Below are 15,409 nucleotides of genomic sequence, written 5' to 3' on the forward strand. Positions count from 1 at the left end.
CCCGCTGCTCTTTTTGGCACTTTACAATCACATCATATTTACAATCCAACCAATCCAATACGCAAATGGAATTAATAACAGCTGTGCCACCAGTGTACCGAATAAACGGGATACGAGCATACAGCCATAAATCTGGTTCATGCGATCCAAACGGATCTCACCCCGTAATGATTTGTCACTGAGCAAGGAAATCCGCGGATCAATCAGGATAGTTAGCAAAATAGTCGCTATGCCATTAATTAGCCCGGTCGATTGAGAGGCAGCTACAGCCTGACCGGGGTAAAGGTACGCTGCATATAAGCTGGACAGGACACCCGTGGTATAGATCGCGGTTACCGCTACATTCAGCATCATTAATCGTCTTGGCATCCCATGCTGTACCAATCGTTTGGCCATCTTCAAGGATGGCGGAGTGATGTAATACATTGCATTTCTAATCTTGCTGCGCTTCAGCATCCCGCGAACCATCACAGGAATGGAACCCGCTGCTTCAAAATGCACGACCATTCGGGATGAGAGTTTAACCATGGTCGGAAAACACAATATGGCTAATGCGGTTCCGATGGTAGCCGCCCCCATCAGCCAATGTAGTTGTGCTGCAAAGTGAGGATTAGCTCCACGTGTTGCGGTATCCACCAGATTACCTACCATCGGACCCTGAGCCATATTGGAAGTTCGAGAAACCAACAGCAAAATACCAGCCAATGAAATGGCTAGCGCGATTCTGCGCGTACGCAAGCCACCTAGACGAAGTGCATAAGATAGGCTGTCTGCTGCATGAATCAACATAGTGAATATCATCGGTATTGCCAGACTGAGGCTAAACATATGTATGTACTCCTTTATCTTCCTTTTGTTGAACTTATTTCTTTCATGCACAGCATTATACTCTTCTGTGTTCTAAAAGTATAGGAACGAGATCCTTCTATATTCGTTGTACTAAAGTATATTTACACTTGACACTCCGATGACAGAACAACCTTCCGATCGCTGTTATCCCCAGATTCTTTTGATTCCTTTATGCTTACGGAGTAGCTTTTCACAGAAAGCTTTTAGCTCTGCTTCTTCCCGTTCCTCTTCATCGTTTATCTCTTCCCTCACAGGGTAATATACAACTAATCCATTATTGTACAGGAGGGATTCATATGCCTTGGAACAAACAGGATTATCCGGTATCCATGAAGAACCTGGAACCACGTGTCAGACACAAAGCAATTGAGATTGCGAATGCGCTGCTCGAAGACGGGTATGAGGAAGGACGTTCGATTGCCATAGCGACAGCTAAGGCGGAAGAATGGGATGAAAATCATCCCACACCGGAAGGGTCGAAATCGAACTCCACATCTTCTTCCGAAAATTCTAACCATAAAGAGTCATCTTCCACGCAGCGTCGGCATTCCGAACCTGTCTCATCGTCCAAGAGTCATGACAACATTCATGTGGTGCCTACCGACTCCGGTTGGGCAATTAAGGAAGAAGGAAAGTCTACCTATCTGTCTACATTTGAAACGAAAGCTGAAGCTGTGGATGAAGCTAAAAAACGCAGTAGCCATCAACATATTCGCGCCATTATCCATAATCAGGATGGGCAGATTGCTTCTTCGATTAAGCCTTGAATGAATTGCATGACACCGGAAAATGGCCGTATTCATTGTTGGCTGTTATTCTACAGTTCAGCGAATAATTAATCATAATCTGAATGAAAAAGCAAAATCCCTTTTGCTGCTGACATGCAGTCAAAAGGGATTTTGTATGAACGTAACCGTCAATTAAGATCTCAACAAGATCCATACAGGTTATGATTATTCTGAAACGTAAGATCAATGGGATACCCCTCTAGCCACCGTAGTCCGCTGTGAAACAGCAGCAGCATTAACTGCTTTGGCTGCAGCCGATGGCATCGGCAATTTCACAGCCGAAGTTGTTACCACGGTTCCACGAGCCGGAACACTAACGACGTACGTAATGACTTTGCTGGCGATCCATACGGCCAGAATCGTATATAAAGTTTCTTTTACCGGAAGAAAGAAAAGCGACAATCCCAATACAAAAGCATCACTGACAAAGAAAACGGTCCCCAGCTTCCATCCCTTCCAGCGGCTAACCAGCACGGCGAGAATATCGTCTCCGCCTGTCGCTCCGCCGAAACGAAGCACAATCCCAGCGCCTACTCCAGTCAATACACCGGATAGAACTGCCGGAATCCACAGATTTCCGTTAAACGACAACACCAGTGTGGAGTATCGTTCAAAGCCGTCATAGAATAGGGAAAATGCAGCGACGCCAAGCAATGCCTGAATCATGAATTTCCAGCCTTTGAGGAACCAAGCCAGGATCATGACCGGAATGTCGAGCAACAACATACCGATGGCAGGCGATAAGCCTGTTGCGTATTTTCCGAGCAGGGCCAGACCAACAAATCCGCCCTCCGATAAATGATTCTGAAAGTTAATGTGATAATAGGCAAAAGCTAATATAAATGTACCGAGCAGCATAATGGCGAATTTGATCGCCTCTGTTTTAACGTGTTGTAAGGTTAACGATGTTCTCTTCATTCAGGTTCCCTCGCAGTTTGTAGGTTGGTTTTTTAGACCGACCGTACCCTGCAAAAGGTAAGCCTGGAAGAAATCATCGTGTGTGTCCTTCGAATGTTCATTCCAATCCCCTCTTTCGCAGAGTCAGCCGTTTTTTTGAACCGGTTGATGTACTCTACAAGGGGCGCTATGTGTATGAGAGATCGTAACGTTTCCAGATTGTCCTTGGGGAGATTGTCCTTCGGGGACTCATGGTATCCTGATCCTTTCTGTTCTGTTGTGGTTAGCTGTGCTTGGTTAAACATTATACTTTACACTATAACACTTCGATAACAGTACCCTCTTCCGATCGCTGTTATCCACAGATTTTTTGATCCCATATTTTAAATGGGAAAATCCGTTGATAAAGGCGAGCACTTCGTTTCTTCAGACGGGTTCTGCACTCTTCGTTACCGTGTAAAGATTCTGCTTAAACACCAAAGCTAACTTGCTTGTTCTTCTATTATATAACACCAACGTGACCGGGTCTAAACAGCGGACCCGTCAAATATGCGCATAAAGCAGCATCTGGGCTGCTCCAGCAGTCATACGGGCACACCAGGAGTAGCAATGCTTGCTAATGGTGCAACCTGCTCCTTTATTCTATGACCAAAGCTTCCAAAAATAACTGTCAGTCACCCAACTGTGACAAATTGGGGCCTTTTTTTATTTTCTTGTGCTTTTTAAAGGAATCATCTCCCTTTCACACATACACTATAGCAAACGTAATCGGCTTATGATTTGTCCAGTTCAGACGTTTCCAGACTTACTCTGCTGTTTATGGTATAATATAACAATTGAATCCCACTACCGTTTAAGCGAGGCGGATTGATGAAAACGTTAAAGCCAAGAGTCTTTATTGGCTGCTCGCTGGAAGCGAAGCCGATTGCAGCCGCAGTACACGAAAACTTACGTTTTTCAGCTGAAGTTACCCCTTGGTATTCCGGGGTTTTTAATCCAAGCAGCTATACCATGGACGATCTGGAAGTAGAGGTACGTACGACTGACTTTGCGATTTTTATTTTTCATCCGGATGATATATCCAAGATTCGCGGGAAGTACTACGCGTCGGTCCGGGATAATACAATGCTTGAAATGGGTCTGTTTATGGGTCGTCTGGGACGAAAGCGTATTTTTTTCATTCTTCCTGAAGATATTACGGACATCAAGGACACGACCAAGATCGAAGGATTGCGGATGCCCACAGATCTGCTGGGATTAAATCCACTCGTATATGAAATCCGTTCTGACGGAAAGTGGGCACCAGCCGTGTCCGTGGCATGTTCCAAGATTGCAGACAGTATTGAGGAACAAGGACGCTGGAGTGATCCGGAATTGGAGAACATCATTGAGAAGCATAAACGCACCGAGGGAGAAGCAAGGTTACAATTGCTTAAGTTGCTGCGGTTCTTTAGGGAATTGCTGCGTACCCGCAAAGCAGATGCCAAAATGCTGGAACGAATGAGTGATGCCCTGCGTACTGCCTTTGTCTCTCATCCTCCATTCGCTGTACGTGGCACAGCCATATACCGTACAGATGACAGTGGTTATATTGAGCAATTATGTGGTAATGTTGGAGAACCGGGGAGAAAGTATGACTTGTCCGCTAATGACGACAAACAACCGGATGATCCCAAGCGCATCCTGGTGATTGATTCTTACCGGGAGAACAAGATCAAGATCAACCTATATGATGATTACCTTGAGAAAGAGTATCTGCTATGCTATCCTGTAGCCAAGAGGTATGTAATCACCGTTCACATTATTGGACATATTGAAGCGGATGAGGCGGTTTTTCAGCAGATTGACCTACAGAATCGTCAACTGTTCAACGCCATCAACGATTTGTTAGGAGGCGAACCGGAATGAAACCGGAAACGAAAAAAATAAGCAAGCGCTGGGGCAGCGAGAAAAAGGTACGCCTCAGTTCTGCGCCCGAATCATCACGACCGGTTCCGGAACCCAAGGAAGAAGATCGTTTCCACAAGCCGGCCGTACCGCTAACGACTATTGGGCCCTCCCTTAAGGGCAAGGAAAGACCTTATAAGGTCATCCTTGAAAAAGAGGCGTTCTACGAAAAGCCTCAATATCTTGCTTAATTTCTTAAACACGTCATTAAACCTGCCGCTGAATCGGCAGTATTCCATAGGCCCCGCCGCCCAAGGCAGGGGCTTTTTTGTTGCACATTTTTAGTAGAGTGAATTGCTTTTTCTTGTTGTCATAGCATCAGCGTATTAAGGCAAGCCAGCCTTAGATGATTATTGCAGTTGATTGCAAAAATTCATTGCTTGTTATTACTTCTGTAGTAGGCGCATTGCATAATGCTTATTTGGTTTATGGCCTTAGGTTTCCTGCAAAACCCATAAATTATACCTAATTTTGGAGCAGGCTTGTCCTCAAATCCTTAGCCTCATACACGATCTGTATCCTCAGGAAAATACGTTAGTGCTTGCTTCCAATATTTCTCGGTTGTATTGTGTATCTCCATTACATATATTGATTATAATATAGGAACACATGTTCTGTAAATAAAAATTTACAATTATAGGTTAAGGAAGTGAACATATGACATCCTCAACTTCCGCCCCATCCCCTGCGGATGAAGACCATCGTCTAATTAAAGGTTTGGTTGTACGCACCCTATTGCTGGATGTACTTGAGCGAGATATTCGAACGTTGGATACACTTATGCTTAAGATGCCTGAAGTCTACATTCTTTCGCTGACACGTATTCAGAACAATGTGCTCAAGGAGATGTTGGGTCTTCGCAAGCAGATGAGAATTCGCGGTGTCAAAGTTCTGGAAGAGAATCGTGAAGCTGATGGTATCGAAACTCTGTATATGTGCAGGGGGTATTGGCAACGGTTCTATATGTTATGGACGTTCGCACGCAATGAAGTCAAAAAAGAACTCAGTCGGCATCTGCAGATGGACTTGGCACAGAGCTGATGCAACTCTGTTCCTATTGAACCGGAGCATACGCCTGTTGTTATCCAAACACATATGGATCTGCGTCCATCCGTCATTACGCTTGAATCCAACTCCTACTCGCTTCGTCCGATTCACTGCTCGTATGATTCCGCGCCCTCCGCTTAATTCAAAACAAGTTGACCACAGAAGGTTATGTTCATTAAGATGGAGGAGAGATAACCAACCATTCCAATAAGGCATGATCTAAATTCAATTCCTATACTAAAACAAGCATCCTGCCATTCATGGCAGACAGATTGTTCCTTAGGGTTTGAGTTCAACTGGATATCTCTCAACGTCTTATCAATCAAGGAGCTGTACTTCATGGATCTGAATACACATTCGATTAAACGAACACAAGCACATACAGGCATTGCTGCAGATGTAACTGAACTGATCGGCCAGACACCTGCCGTTAAACTGAACCGACTCACAGGCAGCGACTCCGCTGACGTATACGTGAAACTGGAATACTTCAACCCCAGCGGCAGCGTCAAAGACCGTGCCGCCTATAACCTGATACTTCAAGCTGAACGTGCGGGACACTTGCTACCCGGCGCAACCATTATCGAACCAACCAGTGGCAATACCGGGATTGGTTTGGCGATGAATGCCGCTGCCAAAGGATATAAAGCCATCCTAATCATGCCGGACAACATGTCCAAGGAACGCATCAACATCCTGAAAGCCTACGGCGCAGATGTGGTGCTCACCCCTGCTGCGGAGCGGATGCCAGGTGCGATTCGCAAAGCGAAAGAACTTCAGGCAGACATTCCGGGAAGTTTCATTCCGCAGCAATTCGAGAATCCGGCGAACCCAGATATTCACCGGATCACGACAGCTCCCGAGATTATGCAGCAGATGGATGGCAGGCTGGACGCCTTCATCGCTACGGCGGGAACTGGCGGAACAATTACGGGAACCGGGGAAGAACTGCGTAAGCAGTTGCCCGATATCCGTATCTATGCGGTGGAGCCCAAAGGTTCTCCGGTGTTGTCCGGTGGCGAGCCCGGACCACACAAGCTCGTCGGTACAAGTCCGGGGTTCATTCCGGACATCCTGAATACCGACGTGTGGGATGCCATCATCCAAGTGTCCGATGAGGACGCACTGGATACGATGCGGCAGCTTGCTGCCCGGGAAGGGCTGTTGCTCGGCCCTTCCTCTGGCGCTTCGGTGTGGGCCTCCCTTCGCATCGCGAAGGAACTGGGGCCAGGGCACCGGGTGCTCTGCATTGCGCCGGATACCGGGGAACGGTATCTGAGCATGGATATTTTTTAACACAGCTAACATCTTTACACGTCAAAAAGGGGCTTCCATGTCCCACAAGCCATGAGCCCATAAGTTATAAGCTTGACAGAGGCCCTCCCTTATGAGCATTCATTTAGTACTCACACATGTATTGTTCATTTAGCGCTCATTGCTTCTAATGAACCTGAGACACGCTATTCGCTCCTATTTATGCAGGTTTGAAGTGTAACGAATCACAGCGGCGTTATTTCCCCGAATTGGGTTGATTTACGGGCTTAGAAGCTATTTTCGGCGGGATAACGTTACTGAGATTCGTTAGAATTTACATCTCTTCATTATCACCCCAATAAGGTATGATAGGTTCGTTAGAATTTTGGAGCGATTGGTAGCGAGGAGCGAGGGGAAATCCCTCGAAAAAAAGGGAAGAGAAGTACATTGAAGGAACCATCAAAATAAAAAATAAGCTCTTGCTCACATACGGATGGTGCATCCGCAGAGAACAAGAGCTTTTTTCTGATGGGAGCCATTTCGGCCCGGTTAGAACGTATAATTCAATGTAAATGTAGGATTTAGTACGATTTTGTATGATTTAGAATTCAGTCATTAGTGTGTCAGGGTTGTCCATTCCACACCTTCGGGAAGCAGGGCCGCAATACGGTCTTTGGCTTCCTTTTTGGTATACAGTGATTCATCGAGAATGACCGCGGAACCGGAATCCGTGCTTGTCCGAATCAGACGTCCAAGACCTTGCTTCACACGCAGGAGCATATACGGAAGATCGATCTCTTCGTATGGTGCTGCCGATGCACTGCGTTTTGCATTGAAGACAGGGTCCTGTGGTGGATATGGAAGCGACCAGATCATGACGTTGGATAATGACGGTCCTGGAACATCCAGTCCTTCCCACAGATTGACGGAGCACAGCACACTCTCCTCATCCTGCTGGAATGCCGCGATCAGATCACTGATCTCCCGATCACCCTCATACATAAAGCGCAAACCTTCTGCTTCTGGCACATGAACAATGTCCTGCTTGAACGCGCGCAATTCTTCCATCGTACGGAACAGGATCAGCGCACGTCCCCCACTCTCCTGAAGCATGGATACTGCGTCGCGCATGCGATTTTCGTTCTCCGGGTGACCCGGTACAGCTTCATCGGTAATTTTCATCTTCATTTTGTCCGCATAATCATACGGGGAAGCCACCGAGAACGATACAAAATCATCAATGCCCAGGCTGTCCGCCACATAACGGAATGAACTATCCACAGATAACGTTGCAGAGGAGAACACGATTGGAATACCTGTGTTGAACACACGCTCATTCAGCATTTCCTTCACCGTACGCGGCATGATCGATAATGTCGTCTCGTCTTCACTCTCTTCCGCCCAGCAGATATAACCATCTTCCTTACGGAACAACGCAAGTGCAGACTGAATCATGTCCAAATGTTCTTCAACGACACGCATCTGGTACCCATCCAGCGAGAACAATCCACTTTCGAATACCAATTCTTCGCCAATGGCATCCAATACGTTGGTCAGACGTTCAATCTCACGCAGAAGCGGAGCTTCTACCCGAACTTCTTTCCGTTCCGATCCCGGAATCGCCACCGTATACGTATCGAGCAACGCAAACAATCGCTCACTGCTCTCAATGGCTTCATCCACACGCTCGGCGAGGGATTCACGAATCTCTCCTTCAAGCAGGCGAGTCACGAGTTCCTCGAAGATGCGGTGTTTCAGCTTGTAACTCAGTGCGTTCAGGGCTGCTTCTTCCAGCAAATGTCCTTCATCAAATACAACCGAGCTGTGATCAGGCAGCAGTGGCAGTTGTCCCTCACGTTTGCGCGCATCATACGTCCACACATGCTCCATGTAGTAATCATGGGAACAGATGATGATGTCTTTGGAACGACGGTAATGGTCACGCGACAGCGTCAGGCCGCAGCGTTGTCTTTTTGGACAAACAAAACAATCCTGGAACGGGTCCCAGTTGATTTTGTTCCACTGACGATCATTCAGATGTGGGTACTGTTTGCGGTCACCATACGGATGGAAAGCCTGAAGTGTACCCGGCGTGTTCACAAAATCCGGCAAACTCTCGTGCACTTCTTCAATAACAGGCGCATCCTCATCGGCGAATCGCACCGCACTTAATTTGTTCAGACAGACGTATTGGTCCGGGGACTTGCCCAGACGTGCGTCCACTTCCAGATCTAGATGTGCAGCCAGCTTCGCAATATCTCCGCCAGGCTTCACAAGCTGTTCAATCAAGGACTCATCGGCACAGGCGATCACCGCCGGTTTTCCCGTATAACGTGCATAACAGACCGCGTAGAGCAGATAGACTAACGTCTTGCCTGTTCCTACTCCAGCCTCCGCCATAATGGTCTTTTTATCTCCATAGGCCCGTTCGAGCTGGTACGCCATAAAAATCTGTTCATCCCGTACCTCGAAGCCGGACTCAGGCAAAATATCGTAAAAAACATCGGCAACCCACTCTCCCAGACGGGATACAAAAGGTTCAGCCGGATCATATGCAAAAGGATAACGTTGTGTAGACAATCCTAGGTCAGCCTCCATTCTTAGACGCGGTCCTCTTTCATTTCCGTTCAAAAAAGGCCGCAGGGCAAAAGTTAATTATCTCACGCAGTAAGGCTGGTGACAAGCTTTTTTTACGAGGGAATTCGAAGGGCAGTTGAATAGGTTTTTCAAAAGGTAGCTTAGATGTTCGTTGACTGCCACGATGTATAGAACCTGCCCACAGGGAAAATATATACAGGAATCCAACTTAAGGAAAGGTGGCGTTCCACTCCATGGATAACCATTCTTCACAATCCGAGCATTCCTCAGACCAATCAAGCGAGACTTTAACAGACCGACAGGGTCACCCCATCACGGACAATCAGAACGTACGAACTGTGGGCAGCCGCGGACCAACAACACTGGAGAACTATCATTTTCTCGAAAAGATCACTCACTTCGATCGCGAACGTATTCCGGAACGGGTTGTGCATGCCCGGGGTGCTGGTGCTCATGGCGTATTTGAAGCGTATGGAACGGCTGGGAATGAACCGGTATCGAAGTATACACGGGCACGTCTGTTTCAGGAAAAAGGAAAAGAAACCCCAGTATTCGTTCGATTCTCAACGGTTATTCACGGTGGACATTCTCCCGAGACGCTGCGAGACCCGCGCGGCTTTGCCGTGAAATTTTATACCGAAGATGGCAACTGGGATCTCGTCGGTAACAATCTGAAAATCTTTTTCATTCGTGATCCGCTCAAGTTCCCGGATATGGTACACGCCTTCAAACCCGACCCGTTGACCAACGCACAGGATATGGAGCGGTTTTTCGATTTTGTCTCACTCAGTCCCGAAGCAACCCATATGGTGACGTTCCTCTTCTCCCCTTGGGGTATTCCGGCCAATTACCGTCAGATGCAAGGGTCGGGTGTCAATACATACAAATGGGTCAATCAGGAAGGCACGGGCGTGCTCATCAAATACCACTGGGAACCGCTCAATCAAGGCATACGTAACCTGCTGCAAAAAGATGCGAGCGAGATTCAGGGGCAGAATTTCAACCATGCCACGCTGGATCTGTATCATGCCATTGAACAAGGCGATTATCCCGAATGGGAGCTGTGCGTTCAGGTGATGGAAGATGACGAGCACCCGGAGCTGGACTTTGACCCACTGGACCCAACCAAGTTGTGGCCGCCGGATCAGTTTCCGTTTCTGCCTGTGGGCAAAATGACGCTCAACCGCAATCCCGAGGATTATTTCAATGAAGTGGAGCAAGCGGCATTTGGCACCGGTGTATTAGTGGACGGTCTGGATTTCTCGGATGACAAGCTGCTGCAAGGACGCACCTTCTCCTATTCGGATACCCAGCGTCACCGGGTCGGTGCGAACTACCTGCAACTGCCTGTGAATGCGCCGAAGAACCGTGTTGCGACCAATCAGAGCGGCGGGCAGATGCAATATCAGGTGGATCGTGCACCGGGTCAGAATCCGCATGTGAACTACGAGCCTTCCTCCCTTGGTGGGTTAAAAGAAGCTACACCTCGCGGCCCGGAACATGAACCGTTGGTGGAAGGCAGGCTAGTGCGTGAGCAGATCGAACGCACGAATGATTTTGGACAAGCCGGGGATACGTACCGGGCATTCGAAGATTGGGAGCGGGATGAGCTAATCAGCAACATGGTTGATGCTCTAGCCCAATGCAAACCGGATATCCGGGAGCGCATGATCTCTCATTTTACCCAAGCGGATGCCGATTACGGTCGTCGTGTAGCGGAAGGACTGGCCTCAGTGCCTACCGATGATAGTGCCACAGTCCAACTGAAACATGAACCGAGTGTCGAGCAAGCGAAGAAGCGCAGTCGTGAGACGGACGGATATTAAAGTGGGCACCGTTGTATAACTCTCGTCTATGCATCGCTTATAATGCATGAGATTGTTCGGACGATAAGTCCCAGCGTTGGTTTAATGGAGCATATCGCTTGATACGATGAGTCTTGCCATGCAGGACAGTGCCTACAATGATCAGATAATGCCACTTCGAACATCGCCCCAATAGTCTCGTTGCCTCTGGCAGCCGCTATGGGGCTTTTTGTTATGCGTTGATTGCCCCATCATTTCGATATAGAGCACGGATTACATTTATGCTTCCTATCGGATGTGTGCTGCTCTTTTTTTGGAAAATGCGAAGTTCATTAGGGTGGATTGAGGGTGAGTCTCGTGCCCTGAGGGTTGTAAAAGCGTGCATCTCTAGGTTCATTTCAGATGATTCATCGTTAAATCAGGGCTACCACCCAATGTCAGGATTACACGTAACCTGTGAAACCCCAGGCAATGGGAGCGACTACGCCTAACCTGCCTGTATCTGGACTCATCTGATCAAATGATTATTGAAGATAACGTTTACAACATTTACCATAAAACTATGCTGTACAGAGAGTATTCATCCCATCGCAATGAGCTACTTCATTTGATGCATCTGTCCGGCATACCGCAACAGCTCACGCATTCTATTTTCCATTAACCAAGGAGGTCTACTAATGAAATTATTCCCATCCACATCTACTCATGTGTCTGCACGATCTGTACATTCCCTGAAGGAGCGTTCCCTCAAATCAAAAATGGCCCAGATCTGTCTGAGTGCCGCGTTTCCTCTTTTATTGATTGGTGGTGGATCGGTTAGCGCTGCGGATGTAATCGAGAGCAGCTTGCAAAGTAATCCATCAGAAGCCGTGGCTACCTCAAATGTGACACTTGCTGCGGGTGATCTCTATGTCTCCCCTAACGGCTCAGCCAGCAATCCGGGAACCATAAATAGTCCAACATCTCTGGCTAACGCATTGACCCAGATCGCTCCGGGCAAAACGATCTATCTACGCGGCGGCACCTACAACTTCTCGCAGACCATTACCATTGAACGTGGTAACAGCGGCACCTCCTCACAACGTAAAAATCTGGTAGCGTATGGATCGGAAAAACCAGTCTTTGATTTCTCCGCTCAAGCCTTCGCTTCCACTAATCGTGGCCTGCAAATGTTCGGAGACTACTGGTTCGTCAAAGGTCTTGAGGTGAAGGGTGCGGGTGACAACGGAATCTTCATCGGAGGCAGCTACAACCGCCTGGAGCAGATCGAAGCCCATCACAATCGGGATACGGGGATTCAAATGGGACGTTATGCTTCCACCGCCGCCAAGAGTGAATGGCCTGCGTATAATGAAGTCATACGTTCCTACTCCCACAACAACTATGACCCGGATGACGGCGAGGATGCAGACGGTTTTGCCGCCAAACTGACCGTTGGCCCGGGCAACGTCTTCGACGGCTGCATTGCCGCCTATAACGTGGACGATGGCTGGGATCTGTACAGCAAAACGGACACAGGCGCCATCGGCGCGGTCACGATCCGCAACAGCATCGCCTACGCTAACGGTGCAACATCAGACGGTACTTCTACCTCCAACAGCGATGGCAACGGCTTCAAGCTTGGCGGCGAGAAGATTGCGGTGAATCATATTGTGGAGAATAACATTGCGTTTAATAATAAAAAGCACGGCTTCACCTACAACAGCAATCCCGGTTCGATCCAGATGAAAAACAACACTTCCTGGAACAACGGGCAAAGCAACTTTGCCTTTGATGTAGGCACCCACATCTTCACCAACAACCTGTCCTTCCAAGGCGGCGCCAGTGACAAAACAAGCGGAACCGACGTCAGCAGCACTAACGTCTGGTGGAAGAACAAAAAAAGCGAGAACGCCAAAGGCCTGCTCGCCAGCGCAGCCGACTTTGTCTCCCTCGTGCCTTCGGTAACACGTAGCGCGGACGGAACGCCTGTCCTGGGTAATTTCCTGAAGCTTGCAGGTGGTAGTGATCTGATCGGGTCAGGTACGCCATCGGGTACGAATATTGGGGCAAGGTAAGTGGAAGATAGTACGATAAAAGAGTAATTTAAAAGCAAAGTCCCCTCCCCATGCCAGCCTAGCGGTGGTAATGGAGAAGGGGATTTTCGATTGCTGTGTATTGTCTGCTCCTGGCTGATGAAGTAGGTAGATACTCACGGCTTGGCTAAAATCTCAATCATCAGTCTGCCGCCTGTACGAAAACCTTGTTCAAACGCGGCTTCCACATACATAGATGTGGATTGTCCGATCAAGTCTATCAGTTGTTCCAGAGTATCGTATTCGTTCCCCGTAAGCTGTGTTTTGTAATCCTGCATCAGATCCGATATCTGGCGATTGATCTCCTGATATTCAGCTTGCTCAGGATGAATCGACTCGTCCAACCGCAAGTTCCCGTGAAACAAATTCTCGATCAGGTACATGTTATCCTTCATGGTAAGGTCACCTCAGGAAGATTGTACATCAAAAGAGCAGGTGAGATAGAAATTTAGCGGGAAATCCGCTAAGTATATATTAATACCAAAATTCTTCGTTAAGCTCTTAAGTCTAAGCCCTACTCGTAAGTGAGCTAACCTATCTATCCTATAAAAACAACAGCATCTTTGCGCTGAAATGCTAGGGGCAATTTATTTTGAAGAATTGTTATTCTTTCAAACATTTTATTCCTTTTTTCCTCAGTTAAGTTTTTTACCGCCCAATCTTTGATTTGAATTAGTTCCTCAATAATTGACGGTACATCTTCCTCCTCTACATCAACACCTGATGAAAAAAGGTCTGTCCATTGTAACCCTAGTGCTTCAATCGCAGGTTGCCAACATTCTTTAAAAAACGATTCTGTAGCAATGGGAACAAAGAAACTCTGTTCAAAATCATTTTGTGGTTCATATATTACAGCACTGATTGACATGCACTTATTCACCTCCAAAAGTAGCACTAAATTTGTAGTCTGGAAACTCTTCTTTTAGTTTATTAATGCTTTTGTTAACAGCTTGCCTCAATTTGGGTGTATCACCGTCTAGTCTAAAAACAAACTCTTTAATACCTTTTATTTCTTGAAGTGCCGGTATCCTGCGACCCATTCACAGTTGTTCTTGTCGATGTGGCGTTCTCTAGAGCAAAAATCCGATTTCGCGTTTTCGTAAGTATTTGTTTATCCGCGAATTCTTGTGGTGTTTGTGCAGGCAGTCCTGTTTTAGGATTAACTTTATGTAGACCTTGAGCAGACTTATCTTCATAAAAGACCCCTTTTTTCAAGTCAATTTCATCAAATTCACCAAGAGATTCTCCCCTTTTATTAATAATCTCAACCTCTTTTGCACTCTTAACCCCTGAAACATCACCCGTCCCCTTAATCTTACTACCTTTCCTCGCTTCACTCGCTTCAGCCGCTTCCAAATTCTTTTTAATCTTCGCCACAGCTGGATGAGAAGAAGGCAAGCGAAAGGGACCTTTGCCGCCCGGCATACTCCCGCGAACTATCTGAAATGCCATGAATAGTTGGCTAAACTTTAGGGAAGTCAACATCATCTGAGCATACTTATCAGATACAGGCTCGCCTGTGAACGGATCAATTCCCATTTCAAAGGCTTTGATCTGCATCGCAAAAATATCTTCCCCTGACGGTTCAGTAGTTACAGCCTGCATCCGATTAATATCCAAATGCCCCTGATCTCTCTCATAAGCTTGGAGCGCAGACTGATCCGTAACCCCATTCTCGTTGACAGGCATCGACATCCACTTTCCAAAAACATTGACTTGTGCCATCCCATAGCCCTTATCATCCGAACCGGCATAATATCTCGAGGTCTCCATCATCGTTACAGCGCCAACAGCGCCAACGGCATTACCCAGACTCACCTTCTGAGCATCAGCATTCTCAAACCGCATGGCGATATCCTTGAGTTCCTTGGAGATGCCCACCATACTTTCCAGCGCCTTCTGCAAAACAGGGCGCGACTGCTCAAATTCATAATAGAATCGCTCCTGCGTTACACCCAGCCACATCTGCTGAAGGAACATGATTTGTCTTGAGAGATCCTCCCGTATATGCTCCAATTGATGTCTCGCCTGATCTACTTGATTCGATACGTTATGTAACTGTTCAGGAGTAACTTTAATGGTACTCATCCATTTTCACCGCTCATCTACTATATGATACAACTATGTTAGCAGAAGTTTAATGGCAATG

The 15,409-nt window shown here is 47.2% G+C and carries 12 protein-coding genes and 1 pseudogene; 7 read left to right on the forward strand and 6 right to left on the reverse strand.

Annotation, left to right across the window (positions count from 1 at the left end; all coding sequences use genetic code 11):
* Positions 1–27: 27 nt before the first annotated feature.
* Positions 28–828 (reverse strand): lipid II flippase Amj family protein, encoded by an 801-nt coding sequence (locus tag MKZ12_RS19770; RefSeq protein WP_339256247.1) that lies wholly within the window; start codon positions 826–828, stop codon positions 28–30.
* A gap of 317 nt (positions 829–1,145) precedes the next feature.
* Here MKZ12_RS19770 and MKZ12_RS19775 point away from each other — a divergent pair, with 317 nt between their 5' ends.
* Positions 1,146–1,616: a DUF2188 domain-containing protein gene (locus tag MKZ12_RS19775; RefSeq protein WP_339256249.1), complete on the forward strand. Its 471-nt coding sequence runs from the start codon at positions 1,146–1,148 to the stop codon at positions 1,614–1,616.
* Between the two features lie 204 nt (positions 1,617–1,820).
* Here MKZ12_RS19775 and MKZ12_RS19780 read toward each other — a convergent pair whose 3' ends face one another.
* Positions 1,821–2,555 (reverse strand): YitT family protein, encoded by a 735-nt coding sequence (locus MKZ12_RS19780; protein WP_339256251.1) that lies wholly within the window; start codon positions 2,553–2,555, stop codon positions 1,821–1,823.
* Positions 2,556–3,404: 849 nt separating this feature from the next.
* On the opposite strand from MKZ12_RS19780, the gene MKZ12_RS19785 reads away from it, so the two are divergent.
* The 4 genes from MKZ12_RS19785 to cysK all read left to right on the forward strand — a co-directional run bounded on the left by MKZ12_RS19785 (position 3,405) and on the right by cysK (position 6,824).
* Positions 3,405–4,442, forward strand: coding sequence for a nucleotide-binding protein (locus MKZ12_RS19785; RefSeq protein ID WP_339235578.1), 1,038 nt, complete (start codon positions 3,405–3,407; stop codon positions 4,440–4,442).
* Positions 4,439–4,672 (forward strand): hypothetical protein, encoded by a 234-nt coding sequence (locus MKZ12_RS19790; RefSeq protein ID WP_017687536.1) that lies wholly within the window; start codon positions 4,439–4,441, stop codon positions 4,670–4,672. Before MKZ12_RS19785 ends, MKZ12_RS19790 begins: the two co-directional genes overlap by 4 nt.
* 466 nt (positions 4,673–5,138) lie before the next feature.
* Entirely contained in the window at positions 5,139–5,522 is a 384-nt protein-coding gene (locus tag MKZ12_RS19795) for a hypothetical protein (protein ID WP_253438912.1), read from the forward strand.
* 345 nt (positions 5,523–5,867) lie between these two features.
* Positions 5,868–6,824, forward strand: coding sequence for a cysteine synthase A (cysK, locus tag MKZ12_RS19800; RefSeq protein ID WP_339235581.1), 957 nt, complete (start codon positions 5,868–5,870; stop codon positions 6,822–6,824).
* A 573-nt stretch (positions 6,825–7,397) separates the two neighbouring features.
* On the opposite strand, the gene MKZ12_RS19805 is transcribed toward cysK, so the two are convergent.
* Positions 7,398–9,362, reverse strand: a complete 1,965-nt coding sequence (locus MKZ12_RS19805; RefSeq protein ID WP_339235584.1) for an ATP-dependent DNA helicase — start codon at positions 9,360–9,362, stop codon at positions 7,398–7,400.
* A 251-nt stretch (positions 9,363–9,613) separates the two neighbouring features.
* On the opposite strand from MKZ12_RS19805, the pseudogene MKZ12_RS19810 reads away from it, so the two are divergent.
* Positions 9,614–11,113: pseudogene (locus MKZ12_RS19810) on the forward strand (catalase); the annotation flags it as partial.
* A gap of 749 nt (positions 11,114–11,862) precedes the next feature.
* Positions 11,863–13,242 (forward strand): right-handed parallel beta-helix repeat-containing protein, encoded by a 1,380-nt coding sequence (locus MKZ12_RS19815; protein WP_339256253.1) that lies wholly within the window; start codon positions 11,863–11,865, stop codon positions 13,240–13,242.
* A 134-nt stretch (positions 13,243–13,376) separates the two neighbouring features.
* Here MKZ12_RS19815 and MKZ12_RS19820 read toward each other — a convergent pair whose 3' ends face one another.
* The 3 genes from MKZ12_RS19820 to MKZ12_RS19830 form a co-directional block, all read right to left on the reverse strand.
* Positions 13,377–13,655, reverse strand: a complete 279-nt coding sequence (locus MKZ12_RS19820) for a DUF6809 family protein (RefSeq protein WP_339256255.1) — start codon at positions 13,653–13,655, stop codon at positions 13,377–13,379.
* A gap of 143 nt (positions 13,656–13,798) precedes the next feature.
* Positions 13,799–14,128 carry a hypothetical protein gene (locus tag MKZ12_RS19825; protein ID WP_339235594.1) on the reverse strand — a complete coding sequence of 110 codons (330 nt, stop codon included), beginning with the start codon at positions 14,126–14,128 and terminating at the stop codon, positions 13,799–13,801.
* Positions 14,129–14,256: 128 nt separating this feature from the next.
* Positions 14,257–15,348: a WXG100 family type VII secretion target gene (locus MKZ12_RS19830; protein ID WP_339256257.1), complete on the reverse strand. Its 1,092-nt coding sequence runs from the start codon at positions 15,346–15,348 to the stop codon at positions 14,257–14,259.
* Between the last annotated feature and the right edge of the window lie 61 nt (positions 15,349–15,409).

Source organism: Paenibacillus sp. FSL R5-0713, from assembly GCF_037973325.1.
Lineage (GTDB): Bacteria > Bacillota > Bacilli > Paenibacillales > Paenibacillaceae > Paenibacillus.